The organism is Xanthomonas sp. BRIP62411 (assembly GCF_003993525.1).
In the GTDB taxonomy this organism is placed as follows: domain Bacteria; phylum Pseudomonadota; class Gammaproteobacteria; order Xanthomonadales; family Xanthomonadaceae; genus Xanthomonas; species Xanthomonas euroxanthea.
Genome location: NZ_QEZI01000005.1, coordinates 194,791 through 209,941 on the forward strand (window position 1 = coordinate 194,791; position 15,151 = coordinate 209,941).

At 68.3% G+C, this 15,151-nt stretch carries 15 protein-coding genes; 4 read left to right on the plus strand and 11 right to left on the minus strand.

Translation table 11 applies throughout. The annotated features are described in order from the left end of the window. Positions 1-3 precede the first annotated feature (3 nt). From EO139_RS02785 to EO139_RS02795, 3 genes are all read right to left on the minus strand, one after another. Positions 4-423, minus strand: a complete 420-nt coding sequence (locus EO139_RS02785; RefSeq protein WP_115675733.1) for a nuclear transport factor 2 family protein — start codon at positions 421-423, stop codon at positions 4-6. Between the two features lie 80 nt (positions 424-503). After that, the gene (locus EO139_RS02790; RefSeq protein ID WP_104649188.1) at positions 504-1,121 is read right to left on the minus strand and encodes a YdcF family protein; all 618 of its coding nucleotides are present in this window, start codon (positions 1,119-1,121) and stop codon (positions 504-506) included. Next, positions 1,106-2,065, minus strand: a complete 960-nt coding sequence (locus EO139_RS02795; RefSeq protein WP_104649102.1) for a pyridoxal-phosphate dependent enzyme — start codon at positions 2,063-2,065, stop codon at positions 1,106-1,108. Before EO139_RS02795 ends, EO139_RS02790 begins: the two co-directional genes overlap by 16 nt. A gap of 157 nt (positions 2,066-2,222) precedes the next feature. On the opposite strand from EO139_RS02795, the gene EO139_RS02800 reads away from it, so the two are divergent. The 3 genes from EO139_RS02800 to EO139_RS02810 all read left to right on the plus strand — a co-directional run bounded on the left by EO139_RS02800 (position 2,223) and on the right by EO139_RS02810 (position 6,114). Continuing rightward, positions 2,223-2,702: a hypothetical protein gene (locus tag EO139_RS02800; RefSeq protein WP_047124571.1), complete on the plus strand. Its 480-nt coding sequence runs from the start codon at positions 2,223-2,225 to the stop codon at positions 2,700-2,702. A 578-nt stretch (positions 2,703-3,280) separates the two neighbouring features. Then, positions 3,281-5,185, plus strand: a complete 1,905-nt coding sequence (mnmG, locus tag EO139_RS02805) for a tRNA uridine-5-carboxymethylaminomethyl(34) synthesis enzyme MnmG (RefSeq protein WP_126945071.1) — start codon at positions 3,281-3,283, stop codon at positions 5,183-5,185. Between the two features lie 281 nt (positions 5,186-5,466). Beyond that, positions 5,467-6,114 (plus strand): DUF2490 domain-containing protein, encoded by a 648-nt coding sequence (locus tag EO139_RS02810; protein ID WP_164739300.1) that lies wholly within the window; start codon positions 5,467-5,469, stop codon positions 6,112-6,114. 131 nt (positions 6,115-6,245) lie between these two features. On the opposite strand, the gene EO139_RS02815 is transcribed toward EO139_RS02810, so the two are convergent. Then, the gene (locus EO139_RS02815) at positions 6,246-7,214 is read right to left on the minus strand and encodes an alpha/beta hydrolase (protein ID WP_126969226.1); all 969 of its coding nucleotides are present in this window, start codon (positions 7,212-7,214) and stop codon (positions 6,246-6,248) included. A 322-nt stretch (positions 7,215-7,536) separates the two neighbouring features. Further along, entirely contained in the window at positions 7,537-8,397 is an 861-nt protein-coding gene (locus tag EO139_RS02820; protein WP_115675730.1) for a PA4780 family RIO1-like protein kinase, read from the minus strand. Between the two features lie 147 nt (positions 8,398-8,544). Here EO139_RS02820 and EO139_RS02825 point away from each other — a divergent pair, with 147 nt between their 5' ends. After that, the gene (locus EO139_RS02825; RefSeq protein ID WP_126969227.1) at positions 8,545-9,402 is read left to right on the plus strand and encodes an IclR family transcriptional regulator C-terminal domain-containing protein; all 858 of its coding nucleotides are present in this window, start codon (positions 8,545-8,547) and stop codon (positions 9,400-9,402) included. A gap of 16 nt (positions 9,403-9,418) precedes the next feature. Here the strand turns inward: EO139_RS02825 and EO139_RS02830 are convergent, their stop codons facing one another. From EO139_RS02830 to pcaH, 6 genes are all read right to left on the minus strand, one after another. Then, positions 9,419-10,345: an alpha/beta fold hydrolase gene (locus EO139_RS02830; protein ID WP_164739692.1), complete on the minus strand. Its 927-nt coding sequence runs from the start codon at positions 10,343-10,345 to the stop codon at positions 9,419-9,421. Positions 10,346-10,611: 266 nt separating this feature from the next. Beyond that, positions 10,612-11,016: a 4-carboxymuconolactone decarboxylase gene (pcaC, locus tag EO139_RS02835; RefSeq protein WP_126969228.1), complete on the minus strand. Its 405-nt coding sequence runs from the start codon at positions 11,014-11,016 to the stop codon at positions 10,612-10,614. Between the two features lie 277 nt (positions 11,017-11,293). Then, entirely contained in the window at positions 11,294-12,082 is a 789-nt protein-coding gene (pcaD, locus tag EO139_RS02840; protein ID WP_126969229.1) for a 3-oxoadipate enol-lactonase, read from the minus strand. Positions 12,083-12,092: 10 nt separating this feature from the next. Next, entirely contained in the window at positions 12,093-13,475 is a 1,383-nt protein-coding gene (locus tag EO139_RS02845; RefSeq protein WP_206515110.1) for a 3-carboxy-cis,cis-muconate cycloisomerase, read from the minus strand. A gap of 299 nt (positions 13,476-13,774) precedes the next feature. Next, the gene (gene pcaG, locus EO139_RS02850) at positions 13,775-14,338 is read right to left on the minus strand and encodes a protocatechuate 3,4-dioxygenase subunit alpha (RefSeq protein ID WP_126969231.1); all 564 of its coding nucleotides are present in this window, start codon (positions 14,336-14,338) and stop codon (positions 13,775-13,777) included. A gap of 4 nt (positions 14,339-14,342) precedes the next feature. Next, positions 14,343-15,071, minus strand: coding sequence for a protocatechuate 3,4-dioxygenase subunit beta (pcaH, locus tag EO139_RS02855; RefSeq protein ID WP_126969232.1), 729 nt, complete (start codon positions 15,069-15,071; stop codon positions 14,343-14,345). Positions 15,072-15,151 lie beyond the last annotated feature (80 nt).

The following is a 15,151-nucleotide window of genomic DNA, read 5'->3' on the forward strand; positions in this document are numbered from 1 at the left end:
CACTCAGCGCGCCACCTGCGCGATCCATTCCTGCAGGTTGTAGTAATTGGTGACGCGGGTGATCCTGCCGTCGTGCACAGTGAAGAATGCACCGCCCGGCAGCACGTAGGTCTGCCCGTTGGCCTCCGGCAGGCCTTCGTCGGTGGTGTGGTAGACCCCGTGCACCACGTACTCGGCACCGACCCGCGTGCCGTCCTCGTTGGCGGTGACCACGACATCGCGCAGCTGCTCGCGGTAGCTGTCGTTCATGCGTTGCAGGAAGGCGGCAAATGCCGCCCGGCCGATCTCGCGGGGGCCCTGATTGAGGTCGTGCGCGACATCGTCGGCCAGGAACGCCAGCATGGCATCCCAATCGCCGCGGTTGAAGGCGTCGTAATAGGCCTGGACCAGGCCGATGGCGTGTTGCCGATTGCGCTCGCTCATGCTCGCACCTGCCGCTGGGAAAGCCGCATCATAGAGCGCGTGCTGCGCTTGGACACGCCTGCCATGCAGCACACCCGGCCTCAGGCGCCCTGCACCACCAGATCGCGGTGGAAGTAATAGACCTCCTGCAGCAGGAAGCGCCAGCTGGTGTGGAAGCTGCGAAAGCGCGTGCTGGGCGTGGAGGAGGCCAGCGCGTCCACCCCCAGCTCCTGGCTCAACCGCAGCGCGCGCGCCATGTGCAAGGGGTCGCTGACGATGATCGCCCGGTGCATGCCGTGACGGTCCATCAGCGCGCGCGCCTGTTGCAGGTTCTGCCGGGTGGTGCGCGAGACCGTCTCGATCACGATCGCTTCCGGCGGGACGCCGTGGCGTAGCGCATAGCGCCGCGCCACCTGCGATTCGGCAAAGCGCGCGCCGTTGCCGAAGCCGCCGGTGAACAGCAGCCGCGGCGCGTAGCCCTGCGTGTACAGGTCCAGCGCATGCCGGATGCGCTCCTCGAACACCGGCGAGGGGCGCGCGTCGTAGGCGGCCGCACCCAGCACGATGATCACGTCGGCCGGCGCGGCCTGGTCGCGATCGCCGACCCAGACGATCCAGCCGGCCACGCCCACCAGCCAGATCAGCGCCAGCATGCACAGGCGCCAGCACCAGCCCCACAGACCGATCCCACGCGAGCGCCTGCTCACGCCGCGGCCCAGGGCAGCGCGTCCAGGTCGACATTGCCGCCGGACAGGATCAGCCCGACCCGCCGCCCGGCAAAGCGTGCCGGGTCGGCCAGCACCGCCGCCAGCGCAATCGCCGAGGACGGCTCCACGACCTGTTTGAGGACCTGCCAGATCAGCCGCATCGCCTGCACCACCGCCGCATCGTCCACGGTGATCACCTGTGCGCCGGCGGCCTGCAACAGCGCGAAATTCGGCGCGCCCAGGGTGCCGCGCAGGCCGTCGCAGAGCGTGTCGGGCACGAAGTCGACCAGGCGCTCGCCAGCCGCCAGCGAGCGCGCGGTATCGGCCGCCCCGCTCGGCTCGGCCAGCACCAGCTTGCAGCCCGGCGCCGCTTGCAGCGCCAGCGCCGTGCCTGCCGCCAGCCCGCCGCCTCCGACCGGTGCCACCAGCACGTCCAGCCCGCCGCTCTGCCGCAGCAGCTCCAGCGCGGCGGTGCCCTGCCCGGCGATCACGGCCGGGTCGGTATACGGATGCACCAGCGTCGCGCCGCTGCCGGCCTGGACCTCGGCACACATCTGCTCACGCGCCGCGATGGTGGGCGCGCAACGCCACAGCGTGGCGCCGTGACGGGAAATATTGGCCAGCTTGGCGGCCACCGCGCCTTCGGGCACCACCACATGGCAGCCGATCCCGCGCGTGCGCGCGGCAAGCGCCAGTGCGGCGCCGTGATTGCCGGACGAATGGGTGACCACACCGCGTGCGGCAAGCCCGGCCGGCAATGACCACACCGCGTTGCAGGCACCACGGAACTTGAATGCGCCGCTGCGCTGCAGGTGTTCGGCCTTGAAGAACAGCTGCGCGCCGCAGAGGGCGTCCAGGCTGTGCGCGGTCAGCAGCGGTGTCGGCGCGCACTGCGGCGCGATGCGCGCAGCGGCTTGCAGGACGTCGGAATGGGCAGGAGGGACCGTCTCGATCATGCCTGCAAGATTAACGTATCGTCCCCGCCTTCACGGCTGCAGGCGCACTGCCCGCGCATGCTGGATCGATGAAGAAGCGCCACATTGCGGCACAGTTAAGGACCGATTCAAAGCATCGGCTCGAAAGTGACACCATGGTTGCAGGAGGGCACCATCGATGAAATTCCGTCTGATCTTCGCCGCCGGGCTGTTGGCCCTGGGCGGCTGCGCAACGTACGACTACACCGGCGCTGGGTCGGGCGGCTATTACCGCGGCGCGCCCGCGGTGCAGTACCGCTACCCGCCGGGGTACTCACCGTATTCCTACGGCAGCCCGTACGGCTACCCCTATGGTGCCGGGTCGATCGGGCTGTACGACTACCCGGTGTATCCGGTCTACCGCGGCGGTGGCGGCTATTACTACCGCCAGAACGATCGACGCCCGCAGTACCGGCCGCCGCGTCCGAATGGCTCGTTCTACGGCCCGCGTCCGAACGGCCCCCGCCCCAACGGGCCGCGCCCGCAGCAACCCAACCGCCCCCCGGCGACCGGTGCGCCGCCGTCGCGGCCGCCGCCACGCATCGGTGCACCACCGAGGGTGATCCGTGAGATTCAACGGCAGACCGCACCCCGCAACACACGCCAGCAGATTCCCTGAGTGGCTGACTGCGACGTGGCCCACAAATGATGATGTTGGGGGCTTGCGTTCAGCCGGCACTTGGTCGCAAGCTAGGTGCTCTGTGTGACCCGCCACGTCATTTTTTGACCTGACTCGCTTCACTGACCGACTTATGTCGATGTCCGACAGGGAAATCTGGATCCCCCCTGTTCCGGCCCTGTCGGATATCGGCGCCTCCAATGCATAAAGCCCCGGCATGCCGGGGCTTTATGTTTTTGTCTTCCGCTCTGCCGTACCTGTGGGCATCCCAACCCGGAAGGCGGGCTTGCGGCCGGCATGGATTCCGGAAAAAAAATAAGGGTCGGCAGTCCCCCGACTACCGACCCTTACGCGACCCCGTCGCACGCGTAGCTGGCCCCTGTTCCAATTCCAGCCTTGCGCCCATGTCGCAATGCCACGACGGGTGCAGTAGGGATATCCGCACGGAACATGCCAACTTGAGGGTCAGCATTCGATAATGTGATGTAAGTCACACTTTTACTGGTTTCGTGACCTCAACCGCCCTTCAGCCGATACTTTCGCGGCCGCCAACCTTCTTCTGCTCCTGGTCCACGCTCATGTCCGACTCCTTCTATCGCTACGACGTCATCGTGATCGGCGGCGGCCATGCCGGCACCGAGGCGGCGCTGGCGTCCGCGCGCGCCGGTGCCCGCACCTTGCTGCTGACCCACAACATCGAGACGGTGGGCGCGATGAGCTGCAACCCGGCCATCGGCGGGATCGGCAAGGGCCATCTGGTCAAGGAGATCGACGCGCTGGGCGGGGCGATGGCACGCGCGGCGGATCAGGCCGGCATCCAGTGGCGCACCCTCAATGCCTCCAAGGGGCCGGCGGTGCGCGCCACCCGCTGCCAGGCCGACCGCAACCTCTACCGCAATGCGATCCGCCGCATCGTCGAGACGCAGTCCAACCTGACCGTGTTCCAGGCAGCGGTGGACGATCTGATCATCCACCACGGCGCTGCCGAAGCCGACAGCGTGCGCGGCGTGGTCACCCAGACCGGGCTGCGTTTCGAAGCGCCGGCGGTGGTACTGACCGCCGGCACCTTCCTGGCCGGCAAGATCCATGTCGGCGAAACCCAGTACGCGGCCGGGCGCATGGGCGACCCGCCGGCCACCACGCTGGCCGCGCGTCTGCGCGAGCGGCCGTTTGCGATCGACCGGCTCAAGACCGGCACCCCGCCGCGCATCGACGGGCGCACGCTCGACTACGGCGTGATGGCCGAACAACCCGGCGACGATCCGCTACCGGTGATGTCGTTCATGGGCCAGCTCGGCGATCACCCGCGCCAGGTCAGCTGCTGGATCACCCAGACCACCGAGCAGACCCACGACATCATCCGCAGCGCACTGCATCGCTCGCCGCTGTATTCGGGGCAGATCGAAGGCATCGGCCCGCGTTACTGCCCGTCGATCGAAGACAAGGTGGTGCGCTTTGCCGAGAAGACCAGCCACCAGATCTTCGTCGAGCCCGAAGGCCTGGACGTGGCCGAGATCTATCCCAACGGCATCTCCACCTCGCTGCCGTTCGACGTGCAGCTGGCGCTGGTGCGCTCGATCCACGGGTTTGCGCAGGCGCACATCACCCGCCCCGGCTATGCGATCGAATACGACTTCTTCGACCCGCGCGGGCTCAAGGCCTCGCTGGAAACCAAGGCAGTGGGCGGGCTGTTCTTCGCCGGCCAGATCAACGGCACCACCGGCTACGAGGAGGCCGCCGCCCAGGGCCTGCTCGCCGGCCTCAATGCCGCGCGTCATGTGCAGGGATTACCGGCGTGGTCGCCGCGCCGCGACGAGGCCTATCTGGGTGTGCTGGTGGACGATCTGATCACCCACGGCACCACCGAGCCGTATCGCATGTTCACCAGCCGCGCCGAATACCGGCTGCAGCTGCGCGAGGACAATGCCGATGCGCGCCTGACCGGCGTCGGCCGTGCCATGGGCCTGGTCGACGATGCGCGCTGGGCGCGGTTTGCGGCCAAGCAGGAGGCGGTGCAGCGCGAAAGCGCGCGCCTGTCGCTGCTGTGGGCGACCCCGGGCAATGCGCTGGGCCGCGAAGTGGCCCAGACCCTGGGCGTGGCAGTGAGCCGCGAAACCAACGTGCTGGACCTGATCAAGCGCCCCGAACTCAACTACGCCACGCTGATGCGCGTGCCGACCCTGGGGCCGGGCGTGGACGATGCGCAGGTGGCCGAGCAGGTGGAGATCAGCGTCAAGTACGCCGGTTACCTGGATCGCCAACGCGACGACATCGCGCGCCAGCAGCGCCACGAAACCACGCCGATTCCGGAAGGATTCGATTACGCCGGCGTGCGTGGGTTGTCGATCGAAGTGCAGCAGAAACTCGAACGCGTGCGCCCGCAGAACATCGGCCAGGCGCAACGCATTCCCGGCATGACGCCAGCGGCGATCTCGCTGCTGCTGGTGCATCTGGAACGGGCGCGCCGCAGCCAGGTGGCGTGAGTGCCCGCCGAGGCGCTGACACGTTGATGTCGGCGTCCTGATCGCCCCATCGCTTTACACGCCGAAAATGCGTGGATGCTTGTCAACCGATGTCATGGCGCGACTCCATGTCGCCGCACGCGAAGCAATGCGCCGGTATCGCACGGGCGATGCCGGGAAGCTTGATGGAGGTCGCGACCGAGTTGGTATGCTCCGGCACCACTGACGACGTCCTGACCATGAACCCACTGCGCGCGCTGCTGTCGGCAACCTACCGAATCGCCTGCCCCGCCCTGCTGCTGATGCTGGGCGGCACCTCGCAAGCGGCCGCGCAGACCGAGGAAGACGGGCGTTACTGGCTGAGCGTGTATGCCCAGGGCAAGCTGCCGGTCGAGAACCTGTACTGGAGCATGGATGTGCATCCACGCTGGCGCGAAGAGGGCGAGCAGTTCGACCAGTTGATCCTGCGTCCCGCGGTGTTTTACCGGTTCACTCCCAAGGCCAGTGTCTGGATGGGTTACGACACCATCATCAGCCACCCGGCCGGGCAATCCTCCAACCGCGAAAACCGCTGGTGGGGCCAGTTTCAATATCAGTTCGATCCGATTGCCAACATCACCATCACCAGCCGCACCCGCCTGGAGCAGCGTCACCGCGAAGGATTCAGCGACGAAGGGTATCGGGTGCGCCAGATGATCAGAGCGGTCCGGCCCAGTGCGTGGTCTGCGCAACTGTCGTGGGTGGCGTTCAACGAACTGTTCGTCAATCTCGATCAGACCGAATGGGGTGCGCGACGCGGCCTGGACCAGAACCGCGTCTTCGTCGGCATCAACTGGAAGTTCAACGACGTTGCCAATGTCGATGTCGGCTATCTGAACCAGTTCGTCAATACCAGCACGGTGGACCGCGAAAACCATGTGCTGATGACCACCTTCCGCTTCAATTTCTGAAGCGTGATGGGCGGCCGCAAGGCTTGCGCGGCCACCGGCTCGGCCGGGGCTTCCCGACGCCGGCGACCTGCATGCGCGAGTGGCTGCAGTGCCGCGGCAGCGCGCGCATGCACGCCTGCCGCACGCATGCCTTACGCCGCCCTGCGCTCGACGGCAGGCAGCAAGCGCTGGCGCAGTAGCAGCGCCGCCATCTCCAGCGTTTCGTCGGCGGCGCGCAGGACCCCGCCCATGTTGATGAAGCCGTGGATCATGCCGGGAAAGCTGTGCAGGGTGACTTCCACGCCGGCTGCGCGCAGACGTTCGGCATAGCCGCGTCCTTCGTCGTAGAGCATGTCGCGGTCGCCCACGATGACCAGTGCGGGCGCAACGCCGGCCACCTCCGGCACCAGCATCGGCGAGACGCGCCAGTCCTGTGCAATGGCAGGATCGGGCAACAGATGCCGGTTGAAGAAGCGCACCGCCTCGGTGGTCAGTGGCGGCAGGCCGGCGTTGTGCGATCGCGACGGATACTGCCCGTTGTCCTCGCGCGCATCGGTCAGCGGATATACCAGCACCTGGCAGCGCAACGCGATCCCGGCGTCGCGCGCGGCCAGCGCCGCGACCGCGGCCATCGCCCCGCCGATACTGTCGCCAGCCACTGCCAGGCGCCGTGCATCGGCACCGACCGCATCGGGCTGGGCTACCAGCCAGTGCAGGGTCGCCAGCACGTCCTCCACGCCGGCCGGCGCGGGATGTTCCGGCGCCAGGCGATAGTCGACCGCCAGCAGCTGGCAGCCGGCACGCACCGCCAGTTGCCGGCAGACATCGTCATGGGAGTCCAGGTCGCCCACCACACCGCCGCCGCCGTGCACGAACAGGCAGGTCGGTGCAGGGCCGCCGGCTAGCCCTGGTGGGCGATACAGGCGCAGGCGCACCGGGCCGGCTGCGGTATCGGCCTGCAGATCGCGCACCTCGGCCATCTCCACGCGTGGAAAACCCATCTGCGCGCCGAGTGCACGCATCATTGCGCGGGCACCCTCGAGCGGCAGGGTTTCCATCGGTGGTTGAGCCGCGTGTTGAAGCTGGGCAAACAGGCGCGCGACATCGGGATCAAACGACATGACGGACTCTCCACGAGACGATGGCTGAGCCTGCCAGATACTTATGGTCAATCACCATCGACCGTCATCAATCATTTCAATGGCGTTGCCGACTGTGCGCCACAGCGCCGCAAAATCCGGTGCTGCCGACGCATGCAGCCGCAGTGGCGGTGTACAGCAAATGGTCGACGCGATCGGGCATCGCCGGTTTTTTGCTGCGCTGCAACGCACCTACGCGCCTGCCCGGCGCGCACCTGTTCGATCTCCCTGCGCGCTGCATGCCGGCAGCGCTGTCGCTGTGCCGCCGCTGTCGCACCGACGCGCGCGCCAGGGCAGCGGCAGTCTAGTCGTCGTCCTCGGCAGCGGCCTCGCGGCCCTGCTGACGGATGAGGTTTTCCTGGCGCGCGTCTTCGATCGAGGCGCGGATGGCACGCACGTCGGCGCGGCGGGTGTCGAACTTGAAGCGTCCGGTCAGCACGCTGTCCGGGCGCAACTCACCCTTTTCGAACAGCGCCCACATCTCTTCGCCGTAATGGGTTTCCAGCAGTTCCGGGGCGAAGCGGCCGAGGCAATCGCGCAGGTTGTGCACATCGCGCAGCAGCATGTCGCGGGCGGCGTTGTTGCCGGCGGCGCTGACCACCTGCGGGAAGTCGATCAACACCGGGCCCTCGGGCGAGACCAGCACGTTGTATTCGGACAGATCGCCGTGCACCAGGCCCAGCGACAGCATCTTGACCACGTCGCCGATCAGGCTGGCATGGAAGCTGCGCGCCTGTTCCGGTTCCAGGTCCACCTCGCCCAGCCGCGGTGCGCTGTGGCCGGCCTCGTCGGTGACCAGGTCCATCAGCAGCACGCCATGGAAATAGCCGCGCGGCCTGGGCACGTGCACGCTGGCATCCATCAGCTGATAGAGCACCTCGGCTTCGGTGTTCTTCCACGCGGTCTCGGCTTCGCGCCGGCCGAACTTGGTGGCCTTGCCCATCGCGCGCGCCTGGCGGCTGCCACGCACCTTGCGGCCTTCCTGGTACTGCACGCGCGCCTGGAAGCTGCGTTGCGCCATGTCCTTGTAGACCTTGGCGCACAGGATGTCGGCGCCTGTGCTGACCACGTAGACGGATGCTTCCTTGCCGCTCTTCAGTGGTCGCAACACTTCGTCGATGATGCCGTCGTCGATCAGCGGTTGCAGGCCCTTGGGGGTTTTCATGGACTAAGGGGACCGATCCGAAACAAACCAGCAACGATTATGCGGCAACCAGGGTGAAGCGCTTACATGTCCGGGCACAAGCTGCGACCGGGCGCATGCATCGGCGTGAGCGCTTACCATGCATGGACCCCTCCAGCCCGCGATCCGATGCCCGAGCCCGCCTCCAGCCGACGCAAACGCCCCACCGCCGCGGCCACCGCCGGTAGCGAACGCGGCCTGCCGCACGAGTTAATGCAGCAGATCGCCGCGGCCCAGGGCGACCCGGACTTCATGACCTCGCTGGGCCGCGGGCTGGTGGTGCTGAGCGTGTTCGCCCAGCACGCGCGCGAGGTGACGATGTCGCAGATCAGCCTGGAGACCGGCATCTCGCGCGCGGCGGTGCGGCGGGTGCTGCACACCCTGGCCAGGCTGGGCTATGTCGGCGAGCAGGGCCGCGGCTACGTGCTGCTGCCACGCGTGCTGGGGATCGGCGGCGCCTATGCGGCGTCTTCGTCGATGACGGCGGCGGCGCAGCCGGTGCTGGACGGGCTGCGCGACCAGTTGCACGAATCCTGCTCGCTGGGCGTGCTGGACGGCGACGACCTGCTGTACGTGGCGCGCGCAGAAACGGTGCGCATCATGTCGATCGGGCTGCGCCCGGGCACACGCCTGCCGGCCTATTGCACCTCAATGGGCCGGGTATTGCTGGCCGCCCTGCCCGGCGACACCTTGCAGGCGTACCTGGAGCGCACCACGCTGCGCCCGCGCACCGACCGCACCGTGACCCAGGCATCGGCATTGCTGGAGGTGCTGGCACGTACGCGCCGCGAAGGCATGTGCCTGACCGACCAGGAACTGGAAATCGGCCTGCGCTCGATCGCGGTACCGGTGCGCAACCTGCGTGGCGAGGTGATCGCCGCGCTCAACATCGGCGCCCAGGCCGGGCGCGTGAGCCTGCAGACGATGCAGACGCTGCTGGAGCCGTTGAAGCAGGCGGCGCAGCGGCTGGGCGCGTTGTTGAGCTAGCGGGCTGCCGGCGCGCTCAGCGTGGCCGGCGCAGGAAACTCACCACCGCATCCACCCAGGCGGCGTGGGTGTCCTCGACATGTGCCACGTGATCGGCGTGCGGCAGCGTGACCCAGCTGCGGTCTTGGCTGCGCAGACGTGCGTACAGGTGCGCGTTGTCGGACTGGGTCGCGATGGGATCGTCGACGCCGCGCAGCAGCAAGACCGGCAGCGTGGTCACCTGCTCCGGCTGGAAGGCGAACTGCTCCATCGCGCGCCAGTCGGTGCGCACCGGGTCGGCCGACACCGCCTGCGCCACGTAGGCCGCACGCACGCCGGGCGGGGCGGCGTTGGCGGTGATGAAATCCTCGCCGGCCGCCGCGGCCGTGGTGCGCGCACGCACTGGCTGCGCGGGCGCCGGGGTGGTGTCTGGGGCTGCGTCGACATCGTCCGGGAAGCCGTACAGCACCAGCGCCGACACTGCCTGCGGGTGTTGCTGGCCGATCAGCAGCGCCACCCGCGCGCCATTGGAATAACCGAGCAACGCCGGCGCCGGCAGCTGCGGGTGCTGACGGGCCACCCAGGCCAGCACCGCACTGACGTCGGCCACTGCGCGCGCGGGCGTGTTCCAGCCGCTGGGATCGCGCGCACTGCCGCCATAACCGCGCAGGTCCACCGCGTAGGCGGCATAGCCGGCCTGCGCCAATGCCGCCAGCACCGAGCGCGCATCGCGCGGTTCGTCGGGAACCTGCAGGTCGAAATTGGGCAACGCACTCCAGGTGCGCCCATGCACCAGCAGGATCGTGCCGCGCGGCTGCGCCGGCACGCGCGACCACACCGCCAGCGTCTGGCCATCGTCGGTGCGCACCTGCGCCAGGCGGGTCCCGGGCCCGGGATGCGGTTGTGCCTGCAGCCCGGAGGCGGCGAGCAGCAGCAAGAGCAGGCAAACGGTACGCAGCAGCATCGGCAACCTCGTGGGGAATGTCCTGTGCGAACGGAAGCGGTTGTCCGTCGCCGCATGTCCATCATCCCGTCGTCGATGGGCGATGTCATCACCGGCCGGTGTGCTCACGGCGCCGCCAGCACGCAACCAGATGCATTGCATCTGCGTTCTTGCCGCCACCTGCGCTGCTGGCCTAGCAGCGGCACGCCATACGAACCGATCGCGGTGCATCGCCGCCTGGCGCGCCAGCGACGCGTGCCTGCTGCACTCGCGCGTCGCCGTTGTTGTCAGCCTTCGCTTGCCGGCCCTGCGTCGCCCGCCTGCTCCTCGAGGATGGGCTTGGCCAGCGCAAAGGCATGGTTGGCGGCCGGCACGCCGCAATAGACCGCGGCCTGCAGCAACACTTCCTTGATCTGCTCGGGGGTGACGCCGTTGTTGCGCGCGGCGCGCACGTGCAGCTTGAATTCCTCGTCGTGGCCCAGCGCGACCATCATCGCCAGGGTCAGCAGCGAACGGGTGTGTGCGGGCAGGCCATCGCGGGTCCAGATGGTGCCCCAGGCGTAGCGAGTGATCAGCGTCTGGAACTCGTCGGTGAACGCGGTGCGTGCAGCCAGCGAGCGCTCGACATGCGCATCGCCCAGGACGCGTCGGCGCTCGCGCAGACCTGCCTGGTAACGCTCGTCTTCGTGCATCGGAATCTCTCCTGCGTGGGAATGGGGAATGGGGAATGGGGAATCGGGAATGGGGGATTCGGGATTCGGGAATGGTCGCTGCAGATCCGCAGCGGCTGCAGGTAGATGCTGACGTGTCAGCTGGAGTGGTGGCCATCGACGTTGCCGACCTGGTGCGGCAGGCATGGGTCAGCTGGGCACAGATGCAAGCTAAGACCGGGAATGCCGAGCGTCGCACCTGCCGGATCGAGGTGCCGGCTTCGCGTGTGGGGCAACTGCCGGGCTGGGCGTGCGAGGGTCACACGTGGTCGGCCTGCAGAAAGCCCAGCACACGGTCGTTGAAGGCGGCCGGCGATTCGAGGTTGCAGATATGTCGGCCGGGCACCTGCGCGTAGTGGCCGCGTGGGGCGGCATAGGCGATCTCGCGCAGATCGGCCGGCGGACAGACCGGGTCGTCGTCGCCGGCCAGTGCGAGCAGTGGCAGTTCCAGGGTGTCGAGCGCGCCGCGGAAGTCGGCGTCGGCCACCGCCTGGCAGCAGGCGATATAGCCCTGCGGCGAGGTCGAGACGAAGGCGGCCACGATCATGTCCAGGCGCTGCGCATGGCGGGTGGCAAATGGCGGTGTGAACCAGCGCTGCAAGGTCGCATCGACCAGCCCCGGCAGGCCTTCGCTGCGCACCTGTTCGATCCGCGCGTTCCAGCTCTGGCTGCTGCCGATCTTCTGCGCGGTGGCGCACACCACCAGCCGGCGCAGGCGCTGCGGCGCATGCAGGCCCAGCCATTGGCCGGTGAGTCCGCCGATCGACAGGCCGCAGAAGTCGCTCTGCGCGATCTGCAACGCATCCCATAGCGCCAGCACGTCCTGGCCCAGGTCGGCAACGCGATACGGGCCGGGCGGCGTGTCCGAATCGCCATGGCCGCGGCGGTCGTAGCGCAGGATGCGGTAATGCGGCGCAAACGCGGCGATCTGCGCGTCCCACATGTGCAGGTCGGTCCCCAGCGAATTGCAGAAGGTCAGCCAGGGGCGGCCTTCGGTGCCGTCGAGACGGTAATGCAGGCGATGCGTGGGCAACTGGAGATAAGCCATCGGAGCACCGTCAGCGGGATGAGGAACCGGCCAGCACGCGATCGATCCAGACCGAGGACATGCCGCGCCAGCTGTCCACATCGAACACCGCCTGCAGTTGCGCCTGCGTGAGCACCGCGCCTACCTGCGCGTCGTCACCGAGCACCTCGCGCAGATGGCGCTGCTGCGCCTGTGCACGCGCCACCGCGCGCTCGACCAGCGCATGCGCCTGCGCCTTGCCGAGCCTTGGTGCCAGCGCGAACACCGCCGCCTCGGCATACAGCGCGCCGCCATGGCTGTGCAGGTGCGCGCGCATGGCGGCGCGATCCAGTTGCAGGTCGGCCAGGCAGGCCTGCATCTGCGCCAGGCTGCCGGCGGTCAGGCACACGATCTGCGGCAAGGTCTCCCATTCGGCATGCCATTGCCCGGCGGCACGCTCATGCGGCTGCGCCATCGCGCTGAACAGGGTCGCGACCAGGCCGGGCACGCGCGTGGCGGCAGCAACCGCGGCGACGCTGGAGACCGGATTGCGCTTGTGTGGCATCGCCGAGGAGCCGCCCTTGCCGGCCGCGGCCGGCTCGAACACTTCGCCGACTTCCGACTGCATCAGCAGTACCACGTCGCCACCGATCTTGCCCAGGGTGCCGGCCAGCAGGCCGAACGCACAGCCAACCTCGACCAGGCGATCGCGGGCGGTATGCCACGGCAACGCGGGCAGCGGCAGCGCCAGCGTGGTTGCCAGTGCCTGGGCGACAGCGAGACCGCGCTCCTGCAACGACGCCAGCGTGCCGGCCGCACCGCCGAACTGCAGCACCAGGCCATCGCGCTGCAGGGCCTGCAGGCGGTGGTGCGCGCGCTGCAGCGCATCCAGCCAGCCGGCGACCTTGAGCCCAAGGGTGACCGGCACCGCCTGCTGCAATAAGGTACGACCAGGCAGGCCGGTGTTGCGTTCGCGGTCGGCCAGCGCAGCCAGCTCGGCGCACAGGCCTTGCAGGCGCGGCAGCAGCAGGTCGAGCGCGGAACGCAGCTGCAGCACGGTGCCGGTGTCGATGACGTCCTGGCTGGTGGCGCCCCAGTGCACCCAGCGCGCGGCCTGCGCATCGTGGGCGGCCACGCGCGCGGTCAGCGCCTTGACCAGCGGAATGGCGGGGTTGCCGGCAAGTCCGGTGGCCTGGGCCAGCGCGGCCAGATCGTAATGCTGCACGTCGCAGGCGGCCGCAATGGCCTGGGCGGCCTCGGCGGGAATCACGTCGCATTGCGCCTGCGCGCGGGCGAGCGCGGATTCGAATTGCAGCATCGCCTGCACGCGCGCCGCATCGTCGAACAATGCGTCGCAGGCAGGTTCGCCAAACAGGGATCCCAGCAGGGAAGACGTCGCAGTCATGCATGGCCTCTGGTGGCGTGCCGGCAGCATGGCACCGATGCGCGGGAGTGCCAACTGGCGTGCGCGGTGGGGCGTGGTGCAAACGCAGGTGTGCGTGGCGTGCACACGTATTTGTCTGGCATGGTCATGCGCGCGGCCTGCGTGTTTCGCCAATGCAACTGACGCTGCGGATCACGGCGCCGCGCGCCGGTCACGTGCCGATCGCGACGGGTCATCGACGGCATCGCGCGTTGCCACGTGGTTGCTTGCCGTGCAGCGTCTGCACGCGGATGCAGACGTCGTGCTCATGCGGACACATCGCAGCAGCCAACAGCGCGCCGACGATGCGATCAATAGTGGAAGAACACGGTTTCTGCATCACCCTGCATATGAATGTCCCACACGTAGTCGCTGCCGCTACGCAACTGGGCCAGCAGCGTACCGCGACGTTCTGCCGGCACCAGGGCCAGGATGGGATCGCTGCCCAGCTGCGGGTCGTCGGCGAAGTACAGCCGCGTCGACACGCCGCGCAACAGGCCGCGCATGAACACCAGCACGGTCAGATGCGCGGCCTGCGGCACGCCGCCGGGGCCGGCGACCCGGCCCGGCTTGACGGTGCTGAAGGAAAAACGCCCCTGCGCGTCGGTCGGCACGCGGCCCCAGCCATCGAAGCCGGGATCGTGCGCCTCGCAGCGTGCGTCGGCGGCATGCGCATAGATGCCGGCCGCATCGGCTTGCCACAGTTCCAGCACCGCATCGGCCACCGGGCTGCCGGCGCCGTCGAAGACGCAACCGCTGACCCGCACGTGCGTGCCTGCGGCCTGCGCAGGCGCGAGCTGCTGGCGATACAGCGGCTCCAGCCCGAGCCGGTAGTACGGGCCGACGGTCTGCGACGGGGTGGCGTGCAGGCTCATCGATTCACTCCCAGACCGTTTGCTTACGGCCGCGCAACACGATGTCGAAGCGGTAGGCCAGCGCGTATTCGCTCACCGCGTTTTCCCAGTCGAAGCGGGACACCATGCGTTCGCGTGCCAGCGCATCGTCCACGCAGTTGTAGATCGGGTCGTGCGCCAGCAGCGGGTCGCCGGGGAAATACATCTGGGTGATCAGCCGCTGCCCGATGCCATCGCCATGCAGCGAAAAATGGATATGCGCCGGCCGCCAGGCGTTGTAGTGATTGCGCCACGGATACGCGCCCGGCTTGATGGTCTTGAACGCGTAATGGCCGTGGTCGTCGGTGAGCACCTGGCCGGTGCCGCGGAAGTTGGGGTCCAGCGGTGCGTCGTGCCGATCGCCGGCATGTTGATAGCGGCCAGCGGCATTGCATTGCCACACCTCGACCACGCTGTTGCGCACCGGCTTGCCGTTTTCGTCGAGCACGCGGCCGGACACGATGATGCGCTCGCCCAGCGGCTCGCCCGCAAAGCCGGCAGTGAGGTCGGCCGCATGCGCGCCCAGGGTGAGCCGATTCAACTGCGGGCCGGTGACTTCCGACAGCGTGGCCGGGATCTCGATTGGCGCGCGCGTAGGCCCGCGCAATGCGGTGGATGCGTAGGGCGGATGCAGGTAGGCCGGCTGCGTGCCGATCCGCGGCCGGCGATAGCCGAGCAGCGGATCGATCGGTGTGTCAGAGCTGGGGTCGCGCATGCGGGATCTCCATCGGTGGCGCTGCGGCAGGATCAAGACGTGGGTGTGCGGTCACGGCAGCGGCGGTTGCAATCGGCGCA

What these genes read in the sequence shown, in the direction of transcription:
- EO139_RS02785 (WP_115675733.1), bottom strand. Translation starts at nt 423, where the DNA reads ATGAGCGAGCGCAATCGGCAACACGCCATCGGCCTGGTCCAGGCCTAT.
- EO139_RS02795 (WP_104649102.1), bottom strand. Translation starts at nt 2,065, where the DNA reads ATGATCGAGACGGTCCCTCCTGCCCATTCCGACGTCCTGCAAGCCGCT.
- EO139_RS02800 (WP_047124571.1), top strand. Translation starts at nt 2,223, where the DNA reads ATGAAATTCCGTCTGATCTTCGCCGCCGGGCTGTTGGCCCTGGGCGGC.
- mnmG (WP_126945071.1), top strand. Translation starts at nt 3,281, where the DNA reads ATGTCCGACTCCTTCTATCGCTACGACGTCATCGTGATCGGCGGCGGC.
- EO139_RS02810 (WP_164739300.1), top strand. Translation starts at nt 5,467, where the DNA reads ATGCTGGGCGGCACCTCGCAAGCGGCCGCGCAGACCGAGGAAGACGGG.
- EO139_RS02815 (WP_126969226.1), bottom strand. Translation starts at nt 7,214, where the DNA reads ATGTCGTTTGATCCCGATGTCGCGCGCCTGTTTGCCCAGCTTCAACAC.
- EO139_RS02820 (WP_115675730.1), bottom strand. Translation starts at nt 8,397, where the DNA reads ATGAAAACCCCCAAGGGCCTGCAACCGCTGATCGACGACGGCATCATC.
- EO139_RS02825 (WP_126969227.1), top strand. Translation starts at nt 8,545, where the DNA reads ATGCCCGAGCCCGCCTCCAGCCGACGCAAACGCCCCACCGCCGCGGCC.
- EO139_RS02830 (WP_164739692.1), bottom strand. Translation starts at nt 10,345, where the DNA reads ATGCTGCTGCGTACCGTTTGCCTGCTCTTGCTGCTGCTCGCCGCCTCC.
- pcaC (WP_126969228.1), bottom strand. Translation starts at nt 11,016, where the DNA reads ATGCACGAAGACGAGCGTTACCAGGCAGGTCTGCGCGAGCGCCGACGC.
- pcaD (WP_126969229.1), bottom strand. Translation starts at nt 12,082, where the DNA reads ATGGCTTATCTCCAGTTGCCCACGCATCGCCTGCATTACCGTCTCGAC.
- EO139_RS02845 (WP_206515110.1), bottom strand. Translation starts at nt 13,475, where the DNA reads ATGCTGCCGGCACGCCACCAGAGGCCATGCATGACTGCGACGTCTTCC.
- pcaG (WP_126969231.1), bottom strand. Translation starts at nt 14,338, where the DNA reads ATGAGCCTGCACGCCACCCCGTCGCAGACCGTCGGCCCGTACTACCGG.
- pcaH (WP_126969232.1), bottom strand. Translation starts at nt 15,071, where the DNA reads ATGCGCGACCCCAGCTCTGACACACCGATCGATCCGCTGCTCGGCTAT.